We start from the raw sequence: 26,340 nt of genomic DNA, 5'->3' as shown, positions 1-26,340 counted from the left end.
ATTATATGAATGTACAGAGAAAATCAACAAGCTTTATGGGAGGAGAGAAGCGCAATGAAACGATCGATGGGAATGGTAATGAGCGCAGCGTTGCTGATGGGAGGAACTATGGCTACATGGGGGACAGCTAAAGTTGCGCAAGCAGTAGCGGGACATCATAGTAGTGCGACTGTCAGTAATCAGAAATTGAGCATCGTCAAAGAATATGGCGGGGCTTCTATCGAATTAGAAGCAGTAGAGAAGACGGAAAAAGGGATTCAGTTCACGATCGTAAAGAAATTCCCTGAAGGCATTAAAAAGGAAATTGCCGATCAAGTGATGTGGATGAACAATTTGGTTATGGACGATAAAGGATGGATCTATGATCTAATCGATAAGGAGGACCATCCCCGCCTCCTAGAGGATAATACGACTGCATGGGTTATGAAGGCAACTGTGGCGTCTGTTAGAAAAGATGCAAAGAAGTTAATCGTCAAGTCCTATGTAGGCGGGAACTATGACGATAAGAGTTCTGCGACCGCTGAAAAGGCGAATGTAATGGCGAAGCTGAACGGTACTTTTCCGGTAACGATTGATCAGGGAAAAATAGGGGAGCTGCAAGTGACGGGATTGAAAAAAGAAAAGGATAAGACGATACTTCAATTGTCCATTGCAGGTGATACAGCATCAATTCAGCATACAGGAGTTTTCCTAGTTCAGAATGGGAAAAGACTAGATTTAAAAGAAGCGCCGAAACTGGTAGGAGTAAAAAACGGCATTTACCAATACGAACTAACTTTTCCAGCCGTAGCTAACAAAGCAAACTTGTCCGTACTGGCTAAGCGAATGACGCCTGTCGAATTTTTGAAAGAGTTGGAATTGACGATAGAGCTGGATCAACATAAATAAAATCAAAAAAGCCAAAGGGCCGATTGCGGTATGCATCGGCCCTTTGGCTTTTTTGATTTTGTGCGACTTGTAGCGAGTTAATCAACTGGCGTTTTCGGATTCTTGCTTCACGTTAACCTCAAGCAGATCCAAGAGGAACATGAAAATCGGCACTCCGAGAATTAATCCCCATACGCCGAGGAAATGCTCGGCAACAATAAGAACAGCAAAGGTATAGAATATCGGCAGATGTACCTTCGCCGACATCAGCTTCGGGTTCAAGATGTAGGCTTCGATGGCATGAATGACAATGACCATGATGACTACATATACGACCTTGATCAAACCGCCGATGCTGAAAGCTATCGCGCACAACGGGATGAGGGAAATGACAACGCCCATCACCGGAATCAATCCGAGCAGGAAGATCATGATGGCTAGTCCGAACAATTGCGGGAAGCCCATTAACCACAAGCAAATGGTGGATAAAATGCTGTTCACGATGGCAATAAGGAACTGTGCTTCAATGACCTTGCCGAATGAATACAAAAACTTATTGCCGAAGTATTCAAGCTCCGAGTAGATGAATCCGATTTTGCTGGTTCTGAACTTTTCCGTGAACTCCATAACGCGCTTCTTCTCCAGCACGAAGAACAGGCTGAGCACGAAGGAAATGATCGCTCGGGTGCCCCATTGTCCGATATCCGATGCCGATTTTACGATGAAATCGAAGCCTTTGCTGACATAGCTTGCCAGATCGATCTTCTGTAAAGAGTCCATGATGTACTGCATGAACTCGAAATCGAAATCGTAATTCAAAAATGCCTTCGTATTATAGAACTGGATAATGCTGTTCACAAGCTGCTCAATCTGAGTAATAACCTTAGGGAATACACTGTACGCTCCTCCGACAATGGACAGAAGCAGTACGGCATAAAGAAGCAGCACGGTTACCTTGTAATTGACCCTTACGAACTTGGTAATCCTCCGATGAAGGAACATATGCAGCCTGTCCACAAGGTACGTTAGAATAAACGTAATAAGAATGAGGTGAATCATGCTTCGCATTGCAAAGAGCAGTGCGATAAGTACAACGAGAATGAGAATGCGTTTGACACCAGGACCTTTGAAAAATTCTTTCACTGTTTCCATCGTAAATCTAGGACTCCTTTGATTGTCACTTGTGAGAGCAGTTCGGTCCCTTGCCATATCCGTTTGAAGAGAACGCTCTTCCTTTCACTGTATTCAAGCATATGATATTCCATACGCGATAGCAAATGTAAGGATTCAATTTTTTACTAATAAATGTAAAATAACCTCTTACTTTTTTCTTACATATGCGCATTTGAACAATTGTTATGAATTTGTAAACAGACAAATGGTAGATATTGCGTTACCATGTGGAAGAGATAAGGCGATTGGTCATAAAAAGGAGAGGCAAGCGATGAGCATCCGGTTGAAGAACAGAATAGGATTTTCGATTATTGTCATTTGTATGATATTCATTTTTATGTATCAATATATGGCATCGAGTAATCAGTTGAGTGAAGTGAAAGAAATCAAGGAACGTACTTTGCAATCGACATTGCTTGCAGATAATATGAAGCTGTCTGTTGTTCAGGTACAGCAGTGGCTAACCGACATTGGCGTTACTAGAGGGAAAGACGGCATGGACGATGGATTTACTCAAGCGGCGCATTATGCTTCACAGTTTCAAGCTGATGTTCAGCGTTTCAAGCAAATTCATACGGAGTTATCCGGCAAGCTAGACGAGATTGAAAAGGCATTCAAAAACTTTTATAAAATGGGCCAGCAAATGGCGCATGATTACATGGATAAAGGAACAGATGCCGGTAATCGTACGATGGGGGCCTTCGATCAAGCCTCTGAACAGATCAACCGTGAGATGGATCAAATGCGGGAGCAGCAATTAAACCGTATTCAGCAGGAAATGATCAAGGTGGAACAGACAAATCGTTCACACCAGTCCGTATTGTTCATCTTGCTGCTTGTGGCAATTCTAATCGCGACTGCTACGGCTTTCGTGTTAACACGCTCCATTTCCCGTTCGATGAAGCAGTTGAATGAATCGGCGCGTGTCATTGCAGATGGGGATTTGCGGACGCCAATACCATGTACGACCAATGATGAGATGGGGCAATTGGCGCGTTCCTTTGAAAAGATGCGTGTAGATTTGTCTCAGTTGATTAGCCAAGTTCAGACAGCTACAGATATGGTCGCCGATTCGTCGGAACAACTGCGTCATTCTGTCAAACAAACGACAGAGGCAACCAATCAGCATGCAGCTTCCATACAGCGTATTGCTAGCGGGGCTGAAATACAGATGCGCGCTTCTGCGGAAAGTGCAAGGGCGGTTGAAGAAATGGCGCAAGGGGTCGCCAGAATTGCGGAAACATCGGCTGTTGTATCCGATTCCGCCTTACATACAGAAAAGTCGGCTTCAGATGGCGACGAATTGATACGCCAAGCCGATCAGCAAATTATGGAAGTTAGTGAAGCGAATCGCAAGGCCTCTCATACTGTTGAAGTATTGAGTCAGCAATCGGATGATATCGGACAAATGGTACAGGTGATGACAGCTATTGCTGCTCAGATTCACTTGCTTGCTTTGAACGCGTCTATCGAGGCCGCACAAGCTGGAGAACATGGACGGGGATTCGCTATCGTGGCTGCTGAGGTAAGAAAATTGGCGGATCAGTCCAGTCAGGCTGCCGGGCAAATTGCAAGCCTTGTAAATGAGATAAGTGAAAATATGGCTGCATCCGTTGAGGCTATGGGGCAGAGTACGAGGGAAGTTCTATTGGGGCAAGAAGCGATGCAGCATACAAGGGAGTCATTCCAGCGTATTACACAGTTGACAGAGCAGGTTGCTTCGCAAATTCAAGAGGTATCTGCATCTACGGAAGAATTGTCTGCAGGCTCGGAGGAGGTTGCCGCCTCATTGTCTCAATTGACGGATATTGCACAGCATGCATGTAACGAAAGTGAAGTGCTTTCCTCTTCGTCTCAGGTTACATTGTCGGCAATGGATGATATGAATCGTTCCGTTTCCCGCTTGAATGAGCTTGCAAATGAGCTTCAAGCATCTGTTCGGCATTTCCGGCTTCGTTGACCTGACTGGATAAGCGCATCAATTTTACCTATAATGATAAGCATCGAGGATGAAACGAGGGATAACACATGAGTGTAAAAATTACAAAGGCATCTATGCATCAAGATGAAGATCAACATTATCTTGGACAAGTTATATTTGAATTGGAGAATGTAAAATCTCCGTATGAAATTAGCTTTTTCAGCAAGAACGGGAAGGATTGGGATTATAACCTGCACTTTACGGCGCAATCTGGGGATGAGGAAGAATTTTACGAACTGGATGCCAGACTAGAGGAAGATGACGATCTGTTTGATGAACTGCTGTCAGCATCATGGAATACGCTTGAACAGTCACCTTCTGACGAATAAATGAATGTGTATTGCCCGTGACAATGAACAGATGTAGAACGAAGGACATGAAGCTAGAGCTTTCATGTCCTTTTCTTTATGAAATAAGGGAAGACATTTCATAAGACCGAATGGTATAATACGGAAACGCGAGTAAAAAGTGAGACATCATAGGAGCTGGCATTCATGCAATTATGTTGTTGGGGGTGTGCCCTTGAGAAGGATTTGTTGCTTCAGCTTATTTCTGTGGCTGGCTATATCCTTCGTAATCCCTGTTCAAGCTGCAGATGTACTACACCGGTTGACACACGACGACCAGGATACGCTGCTTATTGGGCAAGTGATACGAAATGAAAAGGCAAAGATGTCGATTCAAGTCATCTATATCGTGTCTGGTGAGCAAACAGAGCAAGAAATTACAATTGCATGTACTCGACAAGAGGATAATTGCTATGAATTGAACCTTGGAGATATCGCGTTATTTTCGCTTGACCAAGAGGATTCGTCATCAGGGAACTATCATATCAAGTGGGGCATTTATCCGCTAGATATCTCGGATGGTCTGGCCTATTTGAAGGGCGCTCAAGAAGAGCCAATGATTGCAGCACTGCAGTACTATGTAAATAGTGGCGGAAGGCCGGCATCATTTGTCATGGAAGGGGATCGAATGCAGGGGAGATATGACAATGGGGAAATTGTCCACATTGCTCCAAAGCTGGATTTGGCAGCCCGACAGCATACGAAAGATGGACTCGGCCAGCTTATCCGGCCGCTCGAATATGATCATCGCGTTGTACAGCTTAAAGATATGGATCAGGTAGAGAATCGTTGTATTCGTGTCATTTGGATCGTTGCGGAAATGCTCGGATTTCTTATTGTTGGTTCCCTTATTTTAGGGAAGAGATGAAATATTTTACTGGAAAGAGTTATCGATAACATAAAATGAAAGTTTTGTTCCAAGTGATTGATTCAATACGATAAATAAACGAATAAGCTTTATAGCGATTGCGTTCGTGACTTGCTTCTGCTAAATGAAACGGAAGAGTAAAAGCGGGTTATGTTCATTATGTTCATATAAGTAGCCAGCAGACCTGTTCCTCGAATATAAGGAGGTCTGCTGGCGAATTTTGATTTATTGATAATGACGTTACCTGAAATGAATCAGATTAAAGTACTAGATTGATGCGGTTCTGGAAATTACCACTTTTCCGATACGAGCTTCGCTTGGGTGAAGAGAAGCAGATAGTCTCTTCCTCCAGCCTTCGAATCAGTTCCAGACATATTGAATCCGCCGAATGGGTGTACCCCAACAAGCGCGCCTGTGCATTTCCGATTGAAATACAGGTTCCCGCAATGCATGTGGTGGCGTGCATATTCCAAATGCTCGCGATTCATGCTGTACACAGCACCGGTCAAGCCGTAATCGGTATTGTTGAAAATGTCAATTGCTTGCTCGAACGTAGCAGTCTTGGAGATTGCCAGAACAGGCCCAAATATTTCTTCCTTCATAATGGCTGCTTCCGGATCTACATCTACATACACCGTGGGTTGAATATAATACCCGTTGCCATCGGCAATACTGCCTCCTGCTGCGAGTTTGCCTTCTCCTTTGCCAACCTCGATATATTTCAAAATACTCTCATATGCATGCTTGTCGATAACAGGGCCTATTGCAGCATTTTCCTCTGGAAGACCGACGCTGAGAGCTTTTGTCTTCTCTGTTACGAGGCGAACAATATCATCGTACACGTCCTCATGGACAATGGCACGCGAGCCGGCAGAGCATTTTTGCCCTTGGAAGCCGAAAGCAGATTGCACGATTGCAGTTGCTGCTTCTTCCACATCTGCACTCTTATCAACGACGATGCCGTCCTTGCCGCCCATTTCAGCGATAAAGCGTTTGATCCAGAGCTGACCTGGCTGAGTCTTAGCTACTCGTTCATTAATGCGCAGACCAACATCGCGCGATCCTGTGAAGGATACGAAGCGAGTACGCGGATGATCGACAAGATAGTCGCCAATTTCGGAACCTGAACCAGGTACAAAGTTCAAGACGCCTGGAGGAAGTCCAACCTCTTCCATCAATTCAACGAACTTTGCTGCTATGACAGGGGAAGCGGAAGAAGGCTTTAACACGACCGTATTCCCAGACACAATTGCAGCACATGTCATACCAGCCATGATCGCGAGCGGGAAGTTCCACGGTGGAATGACAACCCCAATACCAAGTGGAATATAAGTGAGTCGATTGTCTTCCCCTGCCAGAGCTGTTAAAGGTTGAGGGCTGCTTAGTCGAATTATTTCTCGAGCATAGAACTCTAAGAAATCAATGGCTTCTGCTACATCTGCATCAGCCTCGGCCCAGTTCTTGCCGACTTCGTAGACAAGCCAAGCTGCATAGTCGAATTTGCGGCGGCGCATGATGGCTGCTGCCTTGAACAGATAACCTGCACGCACATCTGGAGCGACGTGCTGCCACTTGCGGAATGCCGCATCCGCAGCTGCAATCGCCGATTCAGCAAGTTCAACGCCAGCTTGGGCAACATGGCCAACGACTTGTTCAATATTCCCTGGATTTGTGGAGGTGCTTCGCTTCTCGGTTATGATTCGCTCGCCGCCGATTACAAGCGGGTAGGTGCGTCCCAACTGCTCCCGCACGTTTTCCAAGCCCTTTTGCATTGCTTCACGATTCCCCTCTGCCGTGAAATTCGTGAATGGCTCATTTCGATAATCGATTACTGTCATGTTAATGACCTCCTTAACCATCCGTTATGTTTGATTATTCTTGATATGAATATATAAAAAGTTCAGTGCAATCATTCTGACAATGTCCCTCGTTAAGCTGGCTACGCCTTAAACATGGATTTGAGCACGAATCCAACATTAGCTGGCCGTTCAGCGAGTCGGCGCATGAAATATCCATACCAGTCGTTGCCATACGGGACATACACGCGCATGGTGTAGCCTTCGTCGGCAAGCTGCTGCTGCGCTTGATTACGGATGCCGTACAGCATTTGAAATTCAAATTGTGTGCGTGGAATGTTATGAGTGCGAACGATTTGCTTGACGTGCTCGATGATGTGATCGTCATGTGTGGCAATGGCGGCGTAGTTGCCGTTGGCTAGATGCTGTTCAATGATGTGGGTGAAATTGCGGTCGACATCAACCTTATCCGGGTAAGCGACCTGTGGTGATTCTTTATAAGCCCCCTTGACGAGACGCAAGTTCGGCTTATAGCGATTCAGTTGATCGATATCCTCACTGCTTTTGTACAGGTAAGCTTGAATAACGAGTCCAACTGTACTGCCGAACTCTTCTCTCAGTGTATTGAACATCTCGATGGTGGCTTCGTTGTGACCGTAGTCCTCCATATCAATGCGCACGAAGTTGTTATGGCGTTGAGCCGTATCGAGGATGGCGCGCATATGATCAAGGCAGAGTTCGGGCGAGATGTCCAGGCCTAGTTGTGTCAGCTTAACCGAAAGATTGGATGTTACCTGATGAGCGGCGATTTCATTTAGCGTGCGAATACAATATTGTGCTGACTCTGCTGCTTCTTCTTTGGTGGAGATAAATTCGCCAAGATGATCCAATGTGGCTACGATGCCGCGATCATTAAGCTGCCTAACCGTTGTAATCGCTTCCGAAATTTGCTCTCCCGCGACGAAGCGCTTAGCTCCGAACCGCAAACCGTATTTTTTGGCGGTTCGATTGGCAAGCCGATTCTTCGAGAGAAAGAGAAATGCATTGCGCATGATTGTTTCCATGGCGTGTAGCTTCCCCTCTGTACGATATTGTTGTTTGCAGTTTGGTTGAAATAGTGTTCAAAAATTATACACAAATATAATTTATGATTAATTATAATCACATAATATACATAAAGTAAATCATTATTTTAGCATCATATGGAAAATGGGTTGCCCGATAATTGACGCTTGCCAAGCGAGATATTTGTGTTTTCATTGCTTTTTTACACTGTTTTTGCCATAATTTAAGAAAAAATAGAGAAGAATCGGTGATAGAATGCTAGAGTCGCAACAGATACAATCATGGTTCGAAGGCGTGCTGAAAGCGACGAATGACGCAGTTACAATCGTAGATCCGGAAGGGACGGTTATGTATTGGAATGAGGCTGCGGAGCATACGTACGGAATCAAAAGTGATGCAATCGTAGGTAGGAAGATAGGGGACTATTTTCAGCGGGAATCCATAATGCTGCTGCAAGTTATGGAGAGTGGACAGGAAGTTCGCCAAGTATATCATGAGCCGAGCCCAGGAATGCATGTCATGATTAACGCCATCCCGGTGTTCAATCAGGCACAGCAACTAATAGGCGCTATTTCGATAGAGCGTAATGTAACGCAGTATGTAAAGCTTAGCGCCGAGATGGTCAGCCGTCCGATTGAAGAAGGAATATCGAATGCATTGCTGCCGCTGTCCAAGGAGAAGCAGAGCAGCTTGGCAGCTTTAGCCCGAATGAGATGCCCCTTGCTGTTGACCGGATCAGCTGGAGTTGGAAAGAAGTCGGTTGCGAAATGGATGCATTCATTTTGCGCCCGTGAAGGGCAGTTCGTATATGTGAGCTGCAGCGGCATTCCAGCAGGTTTACTAGAGGCTGAACTGTTCGGGTATGAGGGAGAACATCCGCGTATAGGCAAGCTGGAGCTGGCTAGGAATGGAACCCTCTATTTGAAGGATGTGCATATGCTTCCGGCTTCGGTGCAAGAGAAGCTTGCAGAGGCGCTGCAGGAGGGGAAATATTATCGTTCGGGAGAAGTTGAAGCGAAGCAGCCGATTGAGCTTGATGCGCATGTAGTGGCCTCTATCCCGCATGAAAATGGGGAGAGGACAATGCAGCAGCCGCCTCAATCCGTCTTGCAGGAGCTATACTATGTGTTCCAGACGGAGCATATCCCTTCTCTGGCGGAGCGTCAGCAAGAGCTACCAGAGCTGTCGCGTTACTATATATACGAAGCGGCGGAGAAGATGGGCGCTGGCATCCCGAATCTCGGTGCAGATGCACTGGCTGCGATTACATCTTACAGTTGGCCTGGCAATATGGCGCAGCTGGCCAATGCGATGCAGTATGCATTAGTATCCTATATGGGACGCGGCGGTGATGGATTCGTTTCTGCGCAGGATTTGCCGGACTATGCCCGGCTTACGACGCTAAATGAATTGACGCAGCCGGAGCTTCCGTTAAGTGTGCATTCGGAAGAGATGGAGAGAGCGCTTATCTCAGAGACGCTGAATCGGACGAAGGGGAATAAGGCGAAGGCGGCAAGGCAGCTCGGCATATCGCGCGGAGCGCTATATTATAAGATGAGGCAGTATGGACTTGAAGGTTCATAGATTTACAGCTGCATCATAGAATAGACAACTTAGAAATGATAGGAACAGGTGAGACATCAGATGAAACTTGGATTGGCCTCATTTCAGTGGCTCGTATTTATTTTGGCGGGGAGCCTCGTTGCCCCGCTGGCTGTTGGTCATGCATTTGGATTTTCGCCGCAGGATATTGCGGAATTCATGCAGCGGACTTTTTTAATTATTGGGATCTCAGGCGTCCTGCAGACGATGTTCGGCCACCGGCTGCCGATTATGGAGAATCCGGCCGGGTTATGGTGGGGCGTCTTTGCCGTGTACGGCGGACTCGTCGCAGCAGGTACACTTACGCTAGAAGGCGGACTACGCCAGTTGGAAATGGGGATGCTGATTGCGGGCGCACTCTTTATCGTCATAGCAGTGTTGCGCTTGACAGCGGTGATTGGCAAGCTGTTTACCCCGCTAGTCGTGGGAACCTATTTGCTTCTTCTCGTTGCACAGCTAAGCGGCTCCTTCATGAAGGGAATGCTGGGTGTCGGATACAGTGCCTCCACACATGTGGAACTTCAGGTCGCCATTCCCGCGCTTATCACATTATTGTGCGCCATGCTGCTGCCTCGAAGCTCGAAGGCGTTTTTGCGCAATTATTCAGTGCTAATCAGCCTGTGTATAGGTTGGCTGCTGTTTTATCTGCTTGGTATTACGGAGCCGATTCAGCCTTCTTCTGCTTGGGTGTCTGCTCCGATGCCATTTGCTTGGGGATTGCCTGAGCTCGATTCGGGGATCGTTATGACATCTCTGTTCGTCAGTCTGCTCCTTATTGCGAACATGATGACGAGCATTCGCGTTATGGAAGGCGTAATGAAGAATGCTGGAGAGAAATCCAAGCCGGTCAACTATGATCGTACGATGCTGATGATGGGTGCGAATACTGGCTTAGGGGGCATCTTCTCGGCAATGGGGTGCGTTCCAATTTCCGGTACGGCAGGATTTATTATGACGACTCGCATATATGAACGTCTGCCATTTATTATTGCTTGTGTGTTGATTGCGGGCATTAGCTTTTTCCCGCCCGCAACGGCCTTCTTCGCATCGATTCCGATGCCGGTTGGTTACGCTACGATTTTTATACCGTTCGCTTCGATGGTTGGACTTGGGATGAAGGAATTCCAGTCGATCTCAATGAATGAACGCAATCGTTTTATATTGGGCGTGTCGATCATGATGGGAATTGGATGTATGTTCATTCCAGCGGAAGCAGTTGGTGAACTTCCAGGACTGCTGAAGACAATGGCGAATAATGGCTTGATCGTAGGCATGATTCTCAGTATGGCAATGGAGCAGGGAAGTCGATTATGGGATCGTAAAGCCGGGAAGATTGAGCTGAAGCAGTAAAAGGAAATTGTGTTTACGAACTAGATCAGTCAAAACCAGGCTGATGAAAAAATGATAAAGGCGTCGGTGTCAATTAGAATTTGGCCACGGCGCCTTTCTTGCTGTATTACAGGTAGAATCCGGTATTATTCGTTCAGTTCATCATTTTTCAAAGTCAGGAAGATCAGTACCCCCATCATGAATGTTGTCAGTCGATCAGCGGTTAACAGTCCATTCCACTCCGTAGACATCCACATACCGAACCATTCGCCCCCGATGACCTGAAAGCCAAAGAACCATACACATAACCCTAGTATGAGTCCGATGATGGATACCTTTTTGGCCTTGTGGAACGAAGGCGAGTCTGCCTTAAGGTGAGTAAACAAACGAAGGGAGCCCCACATACAAATGAGTGCGATAGCTGCCTCGGTAATAATAATCGCAATATACCCGATGTGATGAAGTGTCGTTCCGGTTATAGCGCGATACCTAATGTTATTGTCGGGAAATGTTGTATCCATGCTTAGTACGTGCTTCACGAATTGAAAGTTCGTGTTGTAGTCCGTAATATTGCCAAAGGCAACGAGGAAAACATATAGCCCGAAGAATAAAACGGCTAATGCTTTCGTAAATCGGATCAGCATGCCTGTCGTAAGATCCATTTACAATTACTCCCCCTTTTTTTCTATGTCATGATTTAACAATTTTACTATAACAGTCATGAATATGGTGTCAATTTATGAATGTTTATGTGGTATAATTTAGTAATTGATCGAATTACATTTACATCATGAATGCTAGGGAGGATCTTCATATGGATATCGCATATAAACGCTCACTTATACACCAGCTCGATCTAGCTGTACAGTCGATTCATGGCATTATGGAACAGGTAACGGATGCTCAATTGGACTTGCAGCCAATGCCGAATAAACGTTCCTTGCGGGAGATGCTTGCACATTTGGCGCTCATTTGTGCTGCTGATCTGCATATTATGAATGAAGCAACTCAGAAGGAAATGGAACATTTTTATCATATACATACGCCCAACACGATAGATGATATGAAAAATACGCTCGCAAAATCCCATCGTTCTCTTGTTGATGAAATGAATTTATGGTCGGAGGAGCAATGGATGGAAATCAAACATGCTTATTGGGGAACAGCCTATTCTCGCTTCGAGTGGATGCTGGAAATTGTGCTTCACTTGGTGCATCATCGAGGTCAACTGTTCACATTGCTGTGCGAGCATGCATCAGAGCCGAAAATTCTAATGTTTGAATAAGGCGTTGAATGGAGGTTGAATCGTAATGGATGAAGCAGAGCAGAAGATTGAGTTGAGGCCTCTCCAGCTTACGGACGGGTACGAACTGTATGAAATGCTTCAAGCGATCGGACCGGGGGAGAACGGCTTTGTAAATAGCGCGTACGGAATGAGGAGGGGGCAATTTCGAAGTTTCTTGAGACAGCATTGGAACATTTCTCAAGGGATCGGTCTACAGCCCCAATATGTCCAGCAGACGATTTATTGGCTGTATGTGAATGGTAAGGCAGTCGGCTATGGAAAGCTGCGGCATAGACTGAATGAGGCGCTGCTGGAACGGGGCGGACATATTGGGTACGTTATCAGGCTTGATGAGCGGGGGAAGGGCTATGGCACCTTGATTTTGCGTGAGCTTGTTCGTGAAGCAGCCCGTCTTGGTCTTACTGAAGTGCTGCTGACAGTTGATAAAGATAATATTCGTTCCCGTAAAGTGATCGAAGGCAATGGGGGAACGCTGCGTGAATTGAAAGATGGAATATGCAAATATTGGATTCCAATTGGTTCGGATTTGGATGTTTGAGATGAGGCGTTCATCTTGTAGTTCGCTCAAGGGGAGGACACTGCATGGGGGTAGGATTCAATGAACCGTTTTCCATGTTCGATTCGATGTCTGCCATCTTTCCGATTTTCTTTATTGTATTTATAGCAATTTTCCTCTTTGTGATCATTAAGAATATAATGCAATGGAATTATAATAATCAACAACCGATCCTTACGGTGGAAGCGATAGTGACGGATAAACGTACTGAGGTGTCCCATCGGCATCATGCGAACCATCACAATTACTATTCTACGCATTACTACGTAACGTTCGAGGTAGAGAGCGGAGATCGGCTGGAGTTTCGTATAAAAAATAAGGATTACGGTATGTTAGCTGCAGGTGATCGGGGGAAGCTGACGTTTCAAGGGACACGCTTTCAGGGATTTGAGCGATATCACGTTCGATGAATTGGATGTAGATATGCTATGAACGGCACTGCGACTGGCGAATTCATTTGGAAGCGGCTATCATAAAAGAACATACTGACTAGGAACTACACAAAGGATGATTGTACATGTGGTGGATTGGAGCAACAGCGCTATTCCTTATTCTATGCATCGTTATTGCAACACTAGCGGTGAGCCGATATGCTTTCCGCCAGGTGACCATGTGGGAGCGAAGCACACTTGATAAGGCATTTGAGACAGTGGAAGGGTTCGGCTTAATGAGCAGGCAGGAGTTTGATGCCATTCATAAAGAGGACGTATCCATTAATTCGGCTGATGGTCTTGTACTAAGAGGGTACTATATCGAGCCTTATCCTGATCGCAAGAAGGTTGTCATTATCGTACATGGCTATACGGCCAATCATATCATTGGATCGCAGTTTATTCGCTTATTTATCGATGAGGGCTATAATGTGCTCCTTGTCGATCAACGCAGTCACGGCAGAAGTGAAGGGATGTATGCGACGTACGGCTATTATGAACGTGAAGACCTTGATCGCTGGGTTGAATGGGTACGTGAACGAGTTGGCTCCGATGTCTATATTGGATTGCATGGTCAGTCCATGGGCGGAGGAACGGTGCTGATGTATGCAGGCATCAATAAGCATGCTAAGTTTATTATTGCGGACTGCCCGTATTCGGATATGGAAGACTTAATGAAGTACCAGATGAAGGAATTGAACCGTGTGCCGCATTTCCCTTTTATTGCACTGCTGGAACGGCGCCTGAACCGACTTGCGAAGTTTTCGATGAAGCGGGTGAAGCCGATTCAGGAGGTTGCGGATAAACCAATCCCGCTATTATTAATTCACGGTGGCGAAGATACATTTGTTCCGACACGCATGAGTGAGCAGATCTATCGAGAGAAGTCAGTAGGAATGACAAAGCTGGTGATTATCGATAACGCTGTACATGCGAATGCGTACCCTACAGCTCGGCAGCAGTACGAGGCTGCCGTGCATGACTTCCTACAGGCAGTATATAAGCACAACGGCGAGGGTGGAAATAAGACCTGGGGAAATAACGCTGCGAATGGAGCATGATGCTCTGCTATTTGGTACAGTTTCATGAGAAATATTAATACACTGCATTAGGACGATGACGGAGAAGAATGACTGCAGCATGCAGAAATTCTTCTCTTTTTTTTCAAACTCCTTGTTTCAGGACTGAAGCATGTTTTCTGAAAACGATGTCGAAACATTGAAAAAATAACACTAGTAAGCATATAAATATAGTATAATATAGGCTACTACATGACAAAAAATAGCAGATTTCGTACTCCTCTCGGGATCACTCCATTCATAACTGCAACACAAGTATTCACTCCGAACGAGATCATGTTGCCTATTTCATCATGCATCAATCAACCTAGACCTTTCATACTGACACATCATGACAATAGTCAACGTTTGAGAGGACGACATTCTATCTTTCTAATTCTGTTATCTCTCATTTCATAAGGGACTGTCTCCCTGTTCGTTACACACTTATGCAGCTAGTTCGAACAGGCGTATATTTCGCTAAGGGGGGATGCTTGCTGCCAAGATCATCGCAATTCAGATTGTTAACGTAATTAGGCATGAGGGGGGATGTCGACTAGAAACAGACAGAAAACAACATAATTCCAAAACAAACAATATTATTCGTTGCGATTCCACAATGATGGTGATAGTATGAGATCAAATACAGGTAAAATAAACCAATTACGAGGCGCGTGGATTATCTAATTTATCCAAATTGTTGAGGAGTGTATTCGATGAAACGAAGCATGTTCAAAGTACTTGTCCTTTCCTTAATGGCTGTAGCGCTTGTTGCAACTGGGTGCTCTACGGGAAGCAAATCTTCCTCAAGCAAGGCGGAGGTGGATAAGGGGGCGATTTCCGATCTTCCACAATCAATTAAAGAGAAAAATATAAAAATCATGGTGATTCGCAAAATCGGCGGTGACGACCATACTGCGCAATTTTTGGCAGGAGCGAAGCAGGAAGGCGAGTCAATGGGCTTTGTCGTAGATACGTTCTCTGCGAACAATGATTCTGCCAAGTTTCATGATGCGATTGCACAAGCAATGGACAAGAAGTATGACGGGGTTATTATTTCCCACGGTGATGACGCTGCTACGATTGAAGATGTGAAAAAGTTGACAGAAAAGGGCATTCCGGTCGTTACATTCGATTCTGTTCCGGAAGTATCTTCTGTCAATGGCGTAACGATGACTTCTCAGGATGATGGACAATTAGCAACCTTAGCTCTCGATAGCATGAACAAACAGCTCAATGGAAAGGGGAATATTGTGTATTTGTGGGTTGACGGATTTCCTCCAATGGTAGCCCGCAACGGAATCTATCAGCAATTTTTGAAGGCTAATACCGGCATTAAGGAAGTAGAGCGCTTTGGCGTTGCTGCTTCAGATACATCGGTACAAACGCAAAATGCAGTCGCAGCGATGCTGACCAAGCATGGCAAGGGCGAAATTGATGCAATCTTCGCAACATGGGATGCGTTCGCGATCGGAGCTGCGCGGGCGTTGAAAGAAGCAGGTCGTGAAGAAATTAAAATTTATGGCATCGACGTCTCGAACGCAGACTTGCAATTGATGCAGGAGAAAGACAGCCCATGGAGCTCAACCGCTGCTGTTGATCCGAAGGTAATCGGCGCAGTTAACCTGCGTTTGCTGGCGAAGAAGATTGCTGGCGAAGATACACCTCCAAAGTATGATCTCAAGCCGACCTTGATTACTCAAGTACAACTGAACTCATTAGGCGATGGTGTCAACATGGAGAGCCTCAATAAGATTATTCCAGGCTGGGGCATGAGCACAGAATTCGAGGAAGACTGGATGAAGGCGCTCAAGAAGGCTCATAAGTCTCAATAACACGAGCTACATGTATACACAGTGACAGCGGACAGGCAAGCGCCGGATTTAACAACCGGCCAGCACAAGCAGCGCTTGCCTGCTTACGGTGACAGGGGGCAGGGAGATGGAGAAGACAAGCAAGATACTCCTGGAAATGAAGGATATCTCAATACAATTTCCCGGTGTACAGGCACTGAACAGGGTTCAATTCACGACAGAAACAGGGACTGCACATGCGCTGATCGGTGCTAATGGAGCAGGGAAATCAACCTTGATGAAGGCATTGTCGGGTGCTTACAGCCACTATACCGGCGAAATTCGGATGGATGGCGAGCTGGTGACGATTCGTTCGCCTCGCCATGCGAAGGATCTTGGCATTCAGATTGTATACCAGGAAGTTGATACAGCGCTTGTCCCCTATCTGACGGTAGGAGAGAACATTATGCTGGATGAGATGGTTCACGCGATGGGATCAAAGCATTGGATGCGTTGGAATGCTATACATTCCGCAGCTGCTCAAATTTTGCGGAGGATGAACGTTCAGGTACCTACCAGGAAGCTGATAAGTGAATTAACGCTGGCAGAAAAGCAAATGGTGCTCATTGCGCGGTCGATTTCGAAAAAATGCCGTTTTCTAATTTTGGACGAGCCGACGGCACCTCTGAGCCACGCAGAGACTGCGGAGCTGTTTCGCATCGTGCGCAATTTGAAGGCGGAAAATGTGGGGGTTATTTTTATCTCTCACCGCTTGCCGGAGTTGTTCGAAATTTGTGACGATATCACCATTATGAGGGACGGAAAGCTTGTTACGAAGATGCGGATTTCGGATACAAGTCCAAACGAAACCGTTGAGCTCATGCTGGGCAAAAAGCTGGATGAGCAGTTTCCTGAACGGATCAGTTCCATTGGCGATATGCAGTTTGAGGTTCGCAATCTGTCAGATGCCTGTAAAATTGCAAATATTAATATGCACGTGTGCAAAGGCGAAATCGTGGGTATTGCCGGATTGGTTGGAGCGGGCAAGACGGAATTGTGCAAGGCCATGTTCGGGGCGTCGGACATTCGAGCAGGGCAGACCCTCCTTCATGAACGTGTGCTGAAAGTTCGCAATTCCTATGATGCGGTAAAGGCTGGTCTGGCACTTGTGCCGGAAGAGCGGCGCAAGGAAGGAATATTAATATTTGAGTCGGTCGTAAATAATCTCACCGCTGTGAATCTATCGAAGTTTTGCAGGTGGGGGTCTTTTCTGCAATTCCGCAAAGAGAGAGAAGAAGCTGAAAGATTGATCGGGGAACTGGACATAAAGACTCCTAACGAGCAGACAAAGGTGCAACATTTATCTGGGGGCAATCAGCAGAAGGTGGCGATCGGCAAGTGGCTATTGGCTGATGCGGAAGTGTACATATTCGATGAGCCTACGAAGGGTGTGGACGTTGGGGCAAAGAAGGACATCTTCGAACTCATTTCGAGGCTGGCAGAACAAGGGAAGAGTGTAATCTACGCCTCCTGTGAATTGTCGGAAATCGTGGGGATTACGGATCGTGTGTACGTATTGTACGACGGGCATATCGTGAAGGAGCTGCACACGAACGATACGAATGAAGAAGAATTATTGTTCTATTCAACAGGAGGGAAATAGGCATGAGTATAATTCGTCGTAGTCAAGCTCCAAGTAGAGCGCCCAAATCGTTTGACTTTTTCGATTTCCTATATAAATACGGTACGATTATTACCATTCTGCTATTAATTGCGGTTTTTGGTTCGCTGTCAGACAGTTTTTTGTTGCCGTCCAATATTATTAATATTTTGCGCTCGATTTCTATCGTTACGATTATTTCGATCGGGATTACGATTTCGTTAGCAGTTGGCGGCTTCGATCTATCGGTCGGTTCCGTCGCTTCGCTTGCGAATGCGATAGTCATTTCTATGTTTGTCTGGCATTCACAAAACTCCTTAGTCGCCATTCTGGCAGCAATTGCAGTGTGTCTGGTTGCAGGTGTGGTGAACTCTTTTATGATTGTGAAGGTCAAAATTCCCGACATGCTCATGACACTTGCGACAATGTTCATTATTCAAGGGTTAGCGCTTACGTATACAAGAGGCGCTACTGTCTCGCAAAACATGGTCATGCCAGACGGGTCATTTGCAACCGGTAAAATAAGCGCGCTATTTTCTAAGATTGGACAAGTTCCTTGGATTATTATCATCATGCTCATCGTTGTGATAATTGTTCATGTGTTCCTGAATTATACGAAGCACGGCAGATATATGTACGTTATTGGCGGGAATATGGAGGCTGCCAAGCTGTCCGGTATTGCGGTTAATAAATATCGGGTGATAGCTTATTTGATGTCTGCCGGTTTTGCAGCTATCGGCGGCATCATTCTTGCTTCTCGTGTCATGACAGCAGAAGTTAATGCAGGGGCTCCATATTTGATGGATGCTGTTGCGGCTGCCTTCATCGGCTTTTCCGTAGCGGGAGCAGGGAAGCCGAATGCATTTGGTACGTTTGTTGGAGCGATTCTCATTGGTATCCTGCAGAATGGTCTAGTCATGATGTCTGTTCCTTACTACGCGATGGACATTGTGAAGGGAACGGTTCTTGCATTCGCGTTGGCTTTAACGTATTACAAGAAAAAATGACGCTTCAGGAGGGAAAGGAATATGAAATATTCGACGTACTTTACAATGAAAGAAGCAGATGTAATCGACTATACGTTAACGAAGCTGAATGTATTTCCTGAACATGCGAACTTAACCTGCACGGAGATTGGCGACGGCAACTTGAACTATGTGTTCCGGCTCGTAGATGAGGAGTCGCAGCGCTCTATTATTATTAAGCAAGCAGGTCCTGTTGCTCGTATATCTGATGAATTCAAGGTATCTCCTGACCGCAATCGAATCGAAAGCGAGATATTGAAGATTCACAACGAGCTGGCACCAGGGCTCGTTCCTGAGGTATATCACTATGACCCGATTATGAATTGCTGTGTGATGGAGGATTTGTCCGATCATGTGATTATGCGTACGGCATTATTAGACCGGCAGCAATTCCCGCTGTTTGTCGACCATATCACGACATTTATGGCGAACACACTGCTGCTTACTTCTGATGTGGTTATGAATCATAAGGAGAAGAAGGAGCGGGTTAAGGCTTTCATTAATCCCGACTTATGCGAGATTACGGAAGACCTAGTTTATACGGAACCGTTTTATGATTGTGCGCGGAACGATGTTTATGAACCGATTCGCGCATTTGCGTCTGAGCATCTATGGTCAGATAAAGCGCTGTTGCTGGAAACTGCGAAAATGAAGTATGAATTCATGACGCATGCACAGTCTCTCATCCATGGTGATTTACATACAGGTTCAATCTTCGTCAAGCAGGATTCGACGAAAGTAATCGATCCTGAGTTTGCTTTCTATGGGCCGGCAGGCTATGACGTAGGGAACGTTGTGGCGAATCTTATTTTTGCCTATGTGAATGCTGAGTGTACGATGGAATCAGGTGATTTGAAGGAGAAGCACAAGGAATGGCTCGCTGATACCATTCAGGAGATCGTTGACCGGTTCCAGTTCAAATTTTTGGCACTGTGGTCCACCTCTGTTCGAGATAAGACGGCTGCGTATCCAGGCTTCGATCGCTACTATCTCGATTCGATAATGCAGGATGCAGCGGGTGTCGCAGGCTTGGAATTGTGCCGGCGAACGCTTGGTATCGCTCATGTAAAGGACATTGCAGCAATCGCAGATGCTGCTGCAAGAGAACGTGCTGAACGGATGTGTCTCATGATGGGCAAGCGACTGATTATGGAGCGTTCTGATATGATAAAGGGCAGTGATTATTTCCGTATTATCAGTTCAAGCAGTGAAATGTACAGCCGCTAGAAGAAGGGGAGGGTGGAAGGATGAGTCAAGTTAACAGCAGCAATACAGTCAGCATGATGTCATCGGTTCGATTAGAGGATGAGAAGGATACGCTGGTTATTCTGGATCAGACACGTCTTCCGAACGAGACCGTATATCTCGAGCTTCAGAAGCTAGAAGATATATGGGACGCTATTTATCACCTCAAGGTGCGCGGTGCGCCTGCAATTGGCATTGCAGCGGCATTTGGAGTGTATCTGGCTGTGAAGGGTTCCCCTGCCGATACGTATGAGGCATTTGCCGCAGAATTTAACAAGGCGAAGCAGTACTTGGGTTCGTCGCGCCCGACGGCAGTGAATTTATTCTGGGCTTTGGATCGTATGAAAGCGAGGCTGGAGCGTGAACAAGGACACTCCGTTGCAGCGATTAAGGAAGCATTAAGGAAGGAAGCAGAGGCGATTCGAGCCGAAGACGAGCAAGTATGCGAGAGCATCGGGCGCCATGCGCTGTCACTGCTGCAGCCGAATTGGGGGATCTTGACGCATTGTAATGCGGGCGCTATCGCGACAGCGAAGTATGGAACTGCGCTTGCTCCTATTCATCTAGGGCAAGAGCAAGGCTATCAATTCAAGGTATATGCGGATGAGACACGGCCACTGCTGCAGGGCGCTCGATTGACAGCTTGGGAGTTAAAGGAAGCCGGCGTCGATGTGACCTTAATTTGCGATAACATGGCATCCATTGTCATGAAGGAAGGCAAAATACAAGCCGTGCTGGTTGGTTGCGACCGTGTGGCGGCGAACGGTGATGCAGCAAATAAAATTGGCACCTCAGGAGTTGCTATCCTTGCCAAGTATTATGGTATTCCGTTCTATGTATGCGCGCCGCTGTCTACGATAGATTTAGAATGCAAAACCGGGGATGACATCCGTATTGAGCTGCGGCCGGATAGTGAAGTGACAAGCAAGTGGTATGAACAGCCGATGGCTCCAGAAGGTGTGAGTGTGTACAACCCGAGCTTTGACGTCACGGATCACACGCTAATTACGGCAATCGTGACGCAGCATGGGATTGCGTATCCCCCATTTGCAGAATCGCTGCCTGACATGTTCCGCAAGGAATCTATTGCAAAGCAGGGGTAGATTGATTAATGGAAGAAATGCGATACGATCATTATCTATAAATAAGAGAAATCCCCCAATAGCAACTTCTAGATAGAGATGCGACGAGTTGCTGTTGGGGGATTATTTTGATGTCTGTAATTCGATTATTCGCATTCGTAAAGCGAAATTCCCTTCGTGTTGGCTGCTTCTCGCCAAGCATCGTCCAATCGTTGATCGGTCACAATCGTATGAATCCAATCCAAAGGGCAGATGCTTGCAAATGAGGTTCGATCGAATTTGGTATAGTCAGCCGCTAAATATACCTTGTTCGCTCGTTCTGCAGCAATGCGTCGTACTTCAGCCTGCTGCTCGTTTGAATCCGTCAGCCCATGCTGAAGACTAATGGAACGGCAAGAAAGAAATGCCATGTCGAAGAAATAGCTCTTCATATTCAATTCTGCATTTCTGCCTAAGGCCGACATGGAGCCGGAAGATATTCCTCCGCCAATAATGACTAAATGCACACTAGGTTTATCCAACAATTCATTGATGATTTTGATTGAATTGGTGACGACAGTCAGACGTTGATCCTGAATCTGTTGTGCAAGGTATAGCGAGGTCGTGGAAGCGTCTAAAAAAATAGAGTCCCCGTTTGAAATGAACTGTACGCATTGCTCCGCTATGCGCTTCTTCCCATCGACATGAATATGCTCGCGCAATTGAATATTTATATCGTTTTGCACACCGTCTGGAATATATGCACCTCCGTAAGTGCGGGTGAGTATCCCTTCTTCCTCCAGCTGCTTCAGATCTCTTCGAATCGTTTCCTCTGTAACTTGAAAGAGTAAAGTGAGTTCTGCGACGGTTACGCTTTTCTTTTCCATAATCATGTCTTTAATTTTTGTTTTTCTGGTTATTGGCAACATGTTGTGCAATCTCTCCGCTTTTTAATCGATTTTATCTTATTATATCATATCCCGATCGGGAATTACGATTTTATGAACTGTAATAAAACAATATAAAGCAACATAATACATTGACAAAACATGTGTAAAGTACGAAAATTTAAGTAGGTCGTGCTGAGGACTGAGATCGTCCAACACCTCTTCATAATATGGACACGAGCCTGATAACAGGAGGTACGAGTGAATATGACACAACTCAACTCAGACATGGATGTAAAAGCTTTCATTTGTGAAATCGGCAGAAGGATGTATGCAAGGAGCTATGTTGCGGCCAACGACGGAAATATTTCAATAAAGTCCGATGAGAATACGATTTGGACAACGCCGACGGGAGTCAGTAAAGGCTATATGACACCCGATATGCTGGTACAAATGGATATGAAGGGGAACGTGCTTGCAGGTACATATAAGCCTTCTTCCGAGGTTCGAATGCATTTGCGAGTATACGCGGAAAATCCTGAAGTGAGGGCGGTTGTCCATGCTCATCCGCCTGCGGCAACCGCATTTGCGATTGCTGGTATAGATCTTGATCAAGCGATTTCGCCTGAGGCAATCGTGAACTTAGGCAAAGTGGCGGTTGCTCCATATGCAACACCGGGAACACAAGAGGTTCCGGATTCGATTGCGCCATATTGCAAGGATTATCATGCAGTTCTGCTAGCCAACCATGGCGCGCTGACATGGGGGCGTGATATGACGGAGGCTTATTTCCGAATGGAGTCATTGGAGCATTATGCACTGATGTACATGTATGCGAGCAGACTGATTGGCCATGCGAACGAATTGTCGCGTGATCAGGTATCCGAACTGTTGTCGATTCGTAATCGAATGGGAGTAAAGGGGGGCGGATTTCCCTCATTTAGAGGAGAAAGGGAAGACACAAAACTTTTTGATCAATTGGTTGAAAAGGTGGCAGCACGCGTAGCTGCGCAATTGCAATTAGAGTCATAACCTGACTGCAGCGAAATGGTCATAAATACATAGCAACAGCCCCAAGCACGAAGCGAGCCTAATTGCTCCGATGTTTGGGGCTGATTTGTGTTTTTACTTGTTTTTTGAAGATTTTTTTGATTTTGTTGATTTCGTAGATTTGGATTTTTTTGGGGATGAGGACTTGCTAGAGCCGCCTTTTTTGGATGAAGATGAAGAACTGCCATGATGATAATGGTATTCCCCATTCTTTAGTCCCCATTTGGCGCAATTGGTTTTGCAAGTATGGCCGCCCTTAGCGTCAGTACGTCCAGGATGGCCTGATGCAACAGAAGTCAATGAGGTCAAAGTAATGATGCAGGCTGTGCTTACGGCTATCATTTTGCTCCATCTCGAAGTTGTCATTGTTATATGCTCCTCTCTCTTCGAATAGGTATCATGGATCATCGTTATTATAGTTCCTCTATTTCCAAAGCACTAGGAAAAATTTATTGAATTTTGGACAAGATCATGGAATATCGTGTTTTTTGCCATTATGCAATTCACGATTGCTATGAGATAATAATAGATATAAGCGTCTGCAGGAAACGATTCTGCACCGGATAACGTTAGAATGATGAAGGAGAATGACGATCATGGCGGGCATAGATGAAAGATTAATGAAGCAGATCGAATTTGTGAAGGAAATTGATAAATTGAAGAATGTGTTTCGCCGTTCTTATTTGCTTGATGGAAGCCGCCATGAAAATGATGCAGAGCATACCTGGCATTTGACCGCAATGGCGATGCTGCTGCACGAATATACAAGTGAACGAAACTTGAATCTGCTCCGCGTACTCAAAATGTTGATAATCCATGACGTGGTCGAAATTGATGCGGGTGATACATTTGCGTATGATGCAGAGGGGAATGCAAGCAAGTACGAACGTGAGTCGAAGGCGGCCAAGCGTTTATTTGGCATTCTACCGGAAGATCAGAAGCTTGAGCTTACTCAATTATGGACGGAATATGAGCAGCGTCAAACACAGGAGGCTCAATTTGCTGCCGCGTTGGATCGACTTCAGCCTTTGCTGCATAACTATTTGACAGAAGGAAAGTCGTGGAAGGAGCATAAGGTGACGAGCGATAAGGTGTTGGCGCGGATTCAAGCGATTCGCGATGGAGCCCCTGAACTGGGCAAGCTGGCAGAACAACTCATTCGAAGCGCAGTGGAAAAAGGCTATCTTGCCCCATAAATAAGCAAGTGAAACGATGTAAGGGAAGGACAATATAGTCCTTCCCTCGCTTTTATAGTTATACATCAAGCACCCAGCGATTGCGGGTTTCACTGGCGCCCTCCAGCGCCCATCCATTATGCTCATAGTACGCATTGAAGCTGGACCGAGCGGGACAAGCAGCTTCTATTTGGATGGGGGGAGAGCGTATCCAGCATTTGTCGCAGCAAATGCTGGCCTCTATACGTTTCAGCTACTGCAAATTGATATAGTGAAATGCGTTCGCTCCCTTTTCGCGGGTAGAAGCGCAGAGCGCCTGCTATACGAAGACCGCTGACTGCGACGAGCAACTGTTTACGTCTTATGACAGCAGCGACTCCATCAGGACAGTACAGCTCCCCGCTCGCCATGCCATCGTGGCGCAGATCTATTGTATTGGAGAAAAAGCGTATAATTGCGGGAGTCTCTTCCCATTTCGCCAATCGGATTTGCATGAAGATCCATCCTAACTAACTCTTCCCTATTTTCCTACTAGAACGAACACATTATGATCGGGAGCCTCCATCACGGCCACATGGCCAGATTCGGTAGGGAACGGTTCGCGAATCCAATGAATATCTGATCTTTCTTTGAGCTTAGCATAGGTATCATATACATCGTCAACCAGCAGCTCAATATCGATCTCCTTCAACTCTTTGTTGTTCTGCAGGACGAGCTCTGAACTGTGCTCCTCAGGAAAAGACATCCCGACAATTGTCCATGTACCGCCATCTGGCAAAGGACGTTCAATGATCCAGCTTTTCTTTAATCCAATCGCAGTGTAAAAATCAACAGATTGTTCGACATTTGCCGTATATAATGCGGCACACTCCATTTTTCTAATCATATAAAATCCTCCTTGTAATGGAAACTGTCTACGGTAACATCTAACCATGACAAAAGATGTCATAGTTATAGCTTATTCTTTATTACAGGTAGGAGGCGTTCCGACATGAATAAATCCCAGCGAATGATTGAATTAATGATGCTTGTAAATAAGAAACAGCAATTCACGGCTCGGGAGCTAGCTGAAGAATGCGGTGTGTCTGTTCGAACGATATTGCGAGATTTGCGTCATTTAGAGGAATTAGGCGTTCCATTATATACAGAGTACGGGCGAAATGGCGGATTTCGCTTGCTGAAGGAAAAGCTGCTTCCGCCGCTTTCATTTCTGGAGGAAGAGGCATTTGCAATCTTTTTTGCAGCTCAATTGCTGCAGGAGTATAAGACGATACCGTTTGGTAAAGAGGCTATGCAGGCATTGTCGAAATTTTATCAAGTACTTCCTGCTGCGACTCAAAAGCAAATTGATGCCATGCAGCGCTGTGTGCGATTCTGGGTTCCCCCTCGTGAACAGGATATCCCTCATTTGCAGCATTTGCTTCATGCTTCACTGGACAAAAGAACACTTCAAATCAGGTATGCTTCTACTCGGAGAGTTGAAATGCGCGAAATTGTCCCAATCGGATTGTATGCCCACAACGGCTATTGGTATTGCCCAGCTTATTGTATGAAGAGAAGAGGATACCGATTGTTCCGAGCGGATTGCATGCTTGAGGTAGCAGAAGTGGAGCGTATACATACCGATGTGCCGATCAATCTATTGACCTTGGAGGAGTGGTTCGAACCTCCACAACATAAAGACGGCTCCGTTCATGTTCCTTTGCGTGTTGAGTTGACCAAGCTTGGCGTACGGAAATGTCAAGCCGATCCATGGCTGGATAAAGCGATGACGGTGCGTGAAGAAGGAACTGGATTCATTCATATGGACATAGCAGGTTCCGAAATCAGTTATTTAGCAGATATTTTATTCGGTATGGGAACGGATGCCTATGTCCTTGAACCAATGGAGATCGTAAATATTATTCATCAGAAGGCAGAGCAGGTAGTTGCGCACTATCGAGGGAACAAAAGCTAAATATTGTATCTCTATGACCAGTCTATTAGGGGGATAAACAGGGGAGAAACCCCGTCTTTGGGCATATTGAAATTGTATCATCCCAATATATACTAAACAGAGAAGTAA

26 protein-coding genes are annotated in these 26,340 nt (G+C 45.8%); 18 read left to right on the top strand and 8 right to left on the bottom strand.

What is annotated here, in order from left to right:
• Positions 1-54: 54 nt before the first annotated feature.
• Entirely contained in the window at positions 55-888 is an 834-nt protein-coding gene (locus tag NO352_RS13840) for a hypothetical protein (protein ID WP_268619926.1), read from the top strand.
• A gap of 81 nt (positions 889-969) precedes the next feature.
• Here NO352_RS13840 and NO352_RS13835 read toward each other — a convergent pair whose 3' ends face one another.
• A complete protein-coding gene (locus NO352_RS13835; RefSeq protein ID WP_005546456.1) occupies positions 970-2,019 on the bottom strand; it encodes an AI-2E family transporter in 1,050 nt (349 codons plus the stop codon).
• Between the two features lie 292 nt (positions 2,020-2,311).
• Between NO352_RS13835 and NO352_RS13830 the strand changes: the two genes are divergently transcribed.
• From NO352_RS13830 to NO352_RS13820, 3 genes are all read left to right on the top strand, one after another.
• Positions 2,312-4,000, top strand: a complete 1,689-nt coding sequence (locus NO352_RS13830; protein WP_289355914.1) for a methyl-accepting chemotaxis protein — start codon at positions 2,312-2,314, stop codon at positions 3,998-4,000.
• Between the two features lie 68 nt (positions 4,001-4,068).
• Positions 4,069-4,350, top strand: a complete 282-nt coding sequence (locus tag NO352_RS13825) for a hypothetical protein (RefSeq protein ID WP_005546460.1) — start codon at positions 4,069-4,071, stop codon at positions 4,348-4,350.
• A gap of 193 nt (positions 4,351-4,543) precedes the next feature.
• Complete coding sequence (locus tag NO352_RS13820; protein ID WP_289355913.1) at positions 4,544-5,236, top strand: hypothetical protein; 693 nt, start codon at positions 4,544-4,546, stop codon at positions 5,234-5,236.
• 290 nt (positions 5,237-5,526) lie between these two features.
• Here the strand turns inward: NO352_RS13820 and pruA are convergent, their stop codons facing one another.
• A complete protein-coding gene (gene pruA, locus NO352_RS13815; RefSeq protein WP_289355912.1) occupies positions 5,527-7,074 on the bottom strand; it encodes an L-glutamate gamma-semialdehyde dehydrogenase in 1,548 nt (515 codons plus the stop codon).
• A gap of 101 nt (positions 7,075-7,175) precedes the next feature.
• Positions 7,176-8,096 (bottom strand): proline dehydrogenase family protein, encoded by a 921-nt coding sequence (locus NO352_RS13810; protein ID WP_040735816.1) that lies wholly within the window; start codon positions 8,094-8,096, stop codon positions 7,176-7,178.
• 256 nt (positions 8,097-8,352) lie between these two features.
• Here NO352_RS13810 and NO352_RS13805 point away from each other — a divergent pair, with 256 nt between their 5' ends.
• Positions 8,353-9,681, top strand: a complete 1,329-nt coding sequence (locus tag NO352_RS13805; protein ID WP_005546467.1) for a sigma-54-dependent Fis family transcriptional regulator — start codon at positions 8,353-8,355, stop codon at positions 9,679-9,681.
• Positions 9,682-9,741: 60 nt separating this feature from the next.
• Positions 9,742-11,049: a purine/pyrimidine permease gene (locus NO352_RS13800; protein WP_289355911.1), complete on the top strand. Its 1,308-nt coding sequence runs from the start codon at positions 9,742-9,744 to the stop codon at positions 11,047-11,049.
• A 125-nt stretch (positions 11,050-11,174) separates the two neighbouring features.
• On the opposite strand, the gene NO352_RS13795 is transcribed toward NO352_RS13800, so the two are convergent.
• Entirely contained in the window at positions 11,175-11,690 is a 516-nt protein-coding gene (locus tag NO352_RS13795) for a DUF2165 family protein (protein ID WP_005546472.1), read from the bottom strand.
• Positions 11,691-11,842: 152 nt separating this feature from the next.
• Here NO352_RS13795 and NO352_RS13790 point away from each other — a divergent pair, with 152 nt between their 5' ends.
• The 9 genes from NO352_RS13790 (at position 11,843) to mtnA (ending at position 21,205) form a co-directional block, all read left to right on the top strand.
• On the top strand, positions 11,843-12,313 hold the full coding sequence (locus NO352_RS13790) for a DinB family protein (RefSeq protein WP_289355910.1): 471 nt from the start codon (positions 11,843-11,845) through the stop codon (positions 12,311-12,313).
• Between the two features lie 25 nt (positions 12,314-12,338).
• The gene (locus NO352_RS13785; RefSeq protein ID WP_005546476.1) at positions 12,339-12,872 is read left to right on the top strand and encodes a GNAT family N-acetyltransferase; all 534 of its coding nucleotides are present in this window, start codon (positions 12,339-12,341) and stop codon (positions 12,870-12,872) included.
• 44 nt (positions 12,873-12,916) lie between these two features.
• Positions 12,917-13,300 carry a DUF2500 domain-containing protein gene (locus NO352_RS13780; protein ID WP_289355909.1) on the top strand — a complete coding sequence of 128 codons (384 nt, stop codon included), beginning with the start codon at positions 12,917-12,919 and terminating at the stop codon, positions 13,298-13,300.
• Positions 13,301-13,407: 107 nt separating this feature from the next.
• Positions 13,408-14,382 (top strand): alpha/beta hydrolase, encoded by a 975-nt coding sequence (locus NO352_RS13775; RefSeq protein ID WP_268599738.1) that lies wholly within the window; start codon positions 13,408-13,410, stop codon positions 14,380-14,382.
• A gap of 713 nt (positions 14,383-15,095) precedes the next feature.
• Positions 15,096-16,214: a sugar ABC transporter substrate-binding protein gene (locus tag NO352_RS13770; protein ID WP_005546481.1), complete on the top strand. Its 1,119-nt coding sequence runs from the start codon at positions 15,096-15,098 to the stop codon at positions 16,212-16,214.
• Positions 16,215-16,320: 106 nt separating this feature from the next.
• A complete protein-coding gene (locus tag NO352_RS13765) occupies positions 16,321-17,835 on the top strand; it encodes a sugar ABC transporter ATP-binding protein (protein ID WP_268599737.1) in 1,515 nt (504 codons plus the stop codon).
• Between the two features lie 2 nt (positions 17,836-17,837).
• A complete protein-coding gene (locus NO352_RS13760) occupies positions 17,838-18,839 on the top strand; it encodes an ABC transporter permease (RefSeq protein ID WP_005546487.1) in 1,002 nt (333 codons plus the stop codon).
• 21 nt (positions 18,840-18,860) lie between these two features.
• Positions 18,861-20,084, top strand: a complete 1,224-nt coding sequence (gene mtnK, locus NO352_RS13755; RefSeq protein ID WP_005546489.1) for an S-methyl-5-thioribose kinase — start codon at positions 18,861-18,863, stop codon at positions 20,082-20,084.
• A 20-nt stretch (positions 20,085-20,104) separates the two neighbouring features.
• Positions 20,105-21,205, top strand: coding sequence for an S-methyl-5-thioribose-1-phosphate isomerase (gene mtnA / locus NO352_RS13750; protein ID WP_289355908.1), 1,101 nt, complete (start codon positions 20,105-20,107; stop codon positions 21,203-21,205).
• 125 nt (positions 21,206-21,330) lie between these two features.
• On the opposite strand, the gene NO352_RS13745 is transcribed toward mtnA, so the two are convergent.
• Positions 21,331-22,092, bottom strand: a complete 762-nt coding sequence (locus NO352_RS13745; RefSeq protein ID WP_289355907.1) for a DeoR/GlpR family DNA-binding transcription regulator — start codon at positions 22,090-22,092, stop codon at positions 21,331-21,333.
• A 225-nt stretch (positions 22,093-22,317) separates the two neighbouring features.
• Here NO352_RS13745 and NO352_RS13740 point away from each other — a divergent pair, with 225 nt between their 5' ends.
• On the top strand, positions 22,318-23,082 hold the full coding sequence (locus NO352_RS13740; RefSeq protein ID WP_005546495.1) for a class II aldolase/adducin family protein: 765 nt from the start codon (positions 22,318-22,320) through the stop codon (positions 23,080-23,082).
• Positions 23,083-23,175: 93 nt separating this feature from the next.
• Here NO352_RS13740 and NO352_RS13735 read toward each other — a convergent pair whose 3' ends face one another.
• A complete protein-coding gene (locus tag NO352_RS13735; protein ID WP_326101062.1) occupies positions 23,176-23,442 on the bottom strand; it encodes a YHYH domain-containing protein in 267 nt (88 codons plus the stop codon).
• A gap of 254 nt (positions 23,443-23,696) precedes the next feature.
• Between NO352_RS13735 and NO352_RS13730 the strand changes: the two genes are divergently transcribed.
• Positions 23,697-24,296 carry an HD domain-containing protein gene (locus NO352_RS13730; RefSeq protein ID WP_268599734.1) on the top strand — a complete coding sequence of 200 codons (600 nt, stop codon included), beginning with the start codon at positions 23,697-23,699 and terminating at the stop codon, positions 24,294-24,296.
• Positions 24,297-24,418: 122 nt separating this feature from the next.
• On the opposite strand, the gene NO352_RS13725 is transcribed toward NO352_RS13730, so the two are convergent.
• Positions 24,419-24,769 carry a GNAT family N-acetyltransferase gene (locus tag NO352_RS13725; RefSeq protein ID WP_289355906.1) on the bottom strand — a complete coding sequence of 117 codons (351 nt, stop codon included), beginning with the start codon at positions 24,767-24,769 and terminating at the stop codon, positions 24,419-24,421.
• 26 nt (positions 24,770-24,795) lie between these two features.
• Entirely contained in the window at positions 24,796-25,161 is a 366-nt protein-coding gene (locus NO352_RS13720) for a VOC family protein (protein WP_268599732.1), read from the bottom strand.
• Positions 25,162-25,266: 105 nt separating this feature from the next.
• Here NO352_RS13720 and NO352_RS13715 point away from each other — a divergent pair, with 105 nt between their 5' ends.
• Positions 25,267-26,232 (top strand): helix-turn-helix transcriptional regulator, encoded by a 966-nt coding sequence (locus NO352_RS13715; RefSeq protein WP_289355905.1) that lies wholly within the window; start codon positions 25,267-25,269, stop codon positions 26,230-26,232.
• Positions 26,233-26,340: the final 108 nt, after the last annotated feature.

This window comes from Paenibacillus sp. S-12 (genome assembly GCF_030363895.1).
Taxonomy (GTDB): domain Bacteria; phylum Bacillota; class Bacilli; order Paenibacillales; family Paenibacillaceae; genus Paenibacillus_B; species Paenibacillus_B alvei.
Note: the sequence above shows the minus strand (reverse complement) of the source record. Positions and strands in the feature narration are given on the sequence as shown.

Coding starts and splice junctions, on each gene's coding strand:
- NO352_RS13840 (WP_268619926.1), top strand. CDS start 55: ATGAAACGATCGATGGGAATGGTAATGAGCGCAGCGTTGCTGATGGGA.
- NO352_RS13835 (WP_005546456.1), bottom strand. CDS start 2,019: ATGGAAACAGTGAAAGAATTTTTCAAAGGTCCTGGTGTCAAACGCATT.
- NO352_RS13830 (WP_289355914.1), top strand. CDS start 2,312: ATGAGCATCCGGTTGAAGAACAGAATAGGATTTTCGATTATTGTCATT.
- NO352_RS13825 (WP_005546460.1), top strand. CDS start 4,069: ATGAGTGTAAAAATTACAAAGGCATCTATGCATCAAGATGAAGATCAA.
- pruA (WP_289355912.1), bottom strand. CDS start 7,074: ATGACAGTAATCGATTATCGAAATGAGCCATTCACGAATTTCACGGCA.
- NO352_RS13810 (WP_040735816.1), bottom strand. CDS start 8,096: ATGGAAACAATCATGCGCAATGCATTTCTCTTTCTCTCGAAGAATCGG.
- NO352_RS13805 (WP_005546467.1), top strand. CDS start 8,353: ATGCTAGAGTCGCAACAGATACAATCATGGTTCGAAGGCGTGCTGAAA.
- NO352_RS13800 (WP_289355911.1), top strand. CDS start 9,742: ATGAAACTTGGATTGGCCTCATTTCAGTGGCTCGTATTTATTTTGGCG.
- NO352_RS13795 (WP_005546472.1), bottom strand. CDS start 11,690: ATGGATCTTACGACAGGCATGCTGATCCGATTTACGAAAGCATTAGCC.
- NO352_RS13790 (WP_289355910.1), top strand. CDS start 11,843: ATGGATATCGCATATAAACGCTCACTTATACACCAGCTCGATCTAGCT.
- NO352_RS13785 (WP_005546476.1), top strand. CDS start 12,339: ATGGATGAAGCAGAGCAGAAGATTGAGTTGAGGCCTCTCCAGCTTACG.
- NO352_RS13780 (WP_289355909.1), top strand. CDS start 12,917: ATGGGGGTAGGATTCAATGAACCGTTTTCCATGTTCGATTCGATGTCT.
- NO352_RS13775 (WP_268599738.1), top strand. CDS start 13,408: ATGTGGTGGATTGGAGCAACAGCGCTATTCCTTATTCTATGCATCGTT.
- NO352_RS13770 (WP_005546481.1), top strand. CDS start 15,096: ATGAAACGAAGCATGTTCAAAGTACTTGTCCTTTCCTTAATGGCTGTA.
- NO352_RS13765 (WP_268599737.1), top strand. CDS start 16,321: ATGGAGAAGACAAGCAAGATACTCCTGGAAATGAAGGATATCTCAATA.
- NO352_RS13760 (WP_005546487.1), top strand. CDS start 17,838: ATGAGTATAATTCGTCGTAGTCAAGCTCCAAGTAGAGCGCCCAAATCG.
- mtnK (WP_005546489.1), top strand. CDS start 18,861: ATGAAATATTCGACGTACTTTACAATGAAAGAAGCAGATGTAATCGAC.
- mtnA (WP_289355908.1), top strand. CDS start 20,105: ATGAGTCAAGTTAACAGCAGCAATACAGTCAGCATGATGTCATCGGTT.
- NO352_RS13745 (WP_289355907.1), bottom strand. CDS start 22,092: ATGTTGCCAATAACCAGAAAAACAAAAATTAAAGACATGATTATGGAA.
- NO352_RS13740 (WP_005546495.1), top strand. CDS start 22,318: ATGACACAACTCAACTCAGACATGGATGTAAAAGCTTTCATTTGTGAA.
- NO352_RS13735 (WP_326101062.1), bottom strand. CDS start 23,442: ATGATAGCCGTAAGCACAGCCTGCATCATTACTTTGACCTCATTGACT.
- NO352_RS13730 (WP_268599734.1), top strand. CDS start 23,697: ATGGCGGGCATAGATGAAAGATTAATGAAGCAGATCGAATTTGTGAAG.
- NO352_RS13725 (WP_289355906.1), bottom strand. CDS start 24,769: ATGCAAATCCGATTGGCGAAATGGGAAGAGACTCCCGCAATTATACGC.
- NO352_RS13720 (WP_268599732.1), bottom strand. CDS start 25,161: ATGATTAGAAAAATGGAGTGTGCCGCATTATATACGGCAAATGTCGAA.
- NO352_RS13715 (WP_289355905.1), top strand. CDS start 25,267: ATGAATAAATCCCAGCGAATGATTGAATTAATGATGCTTGTAAATAAG.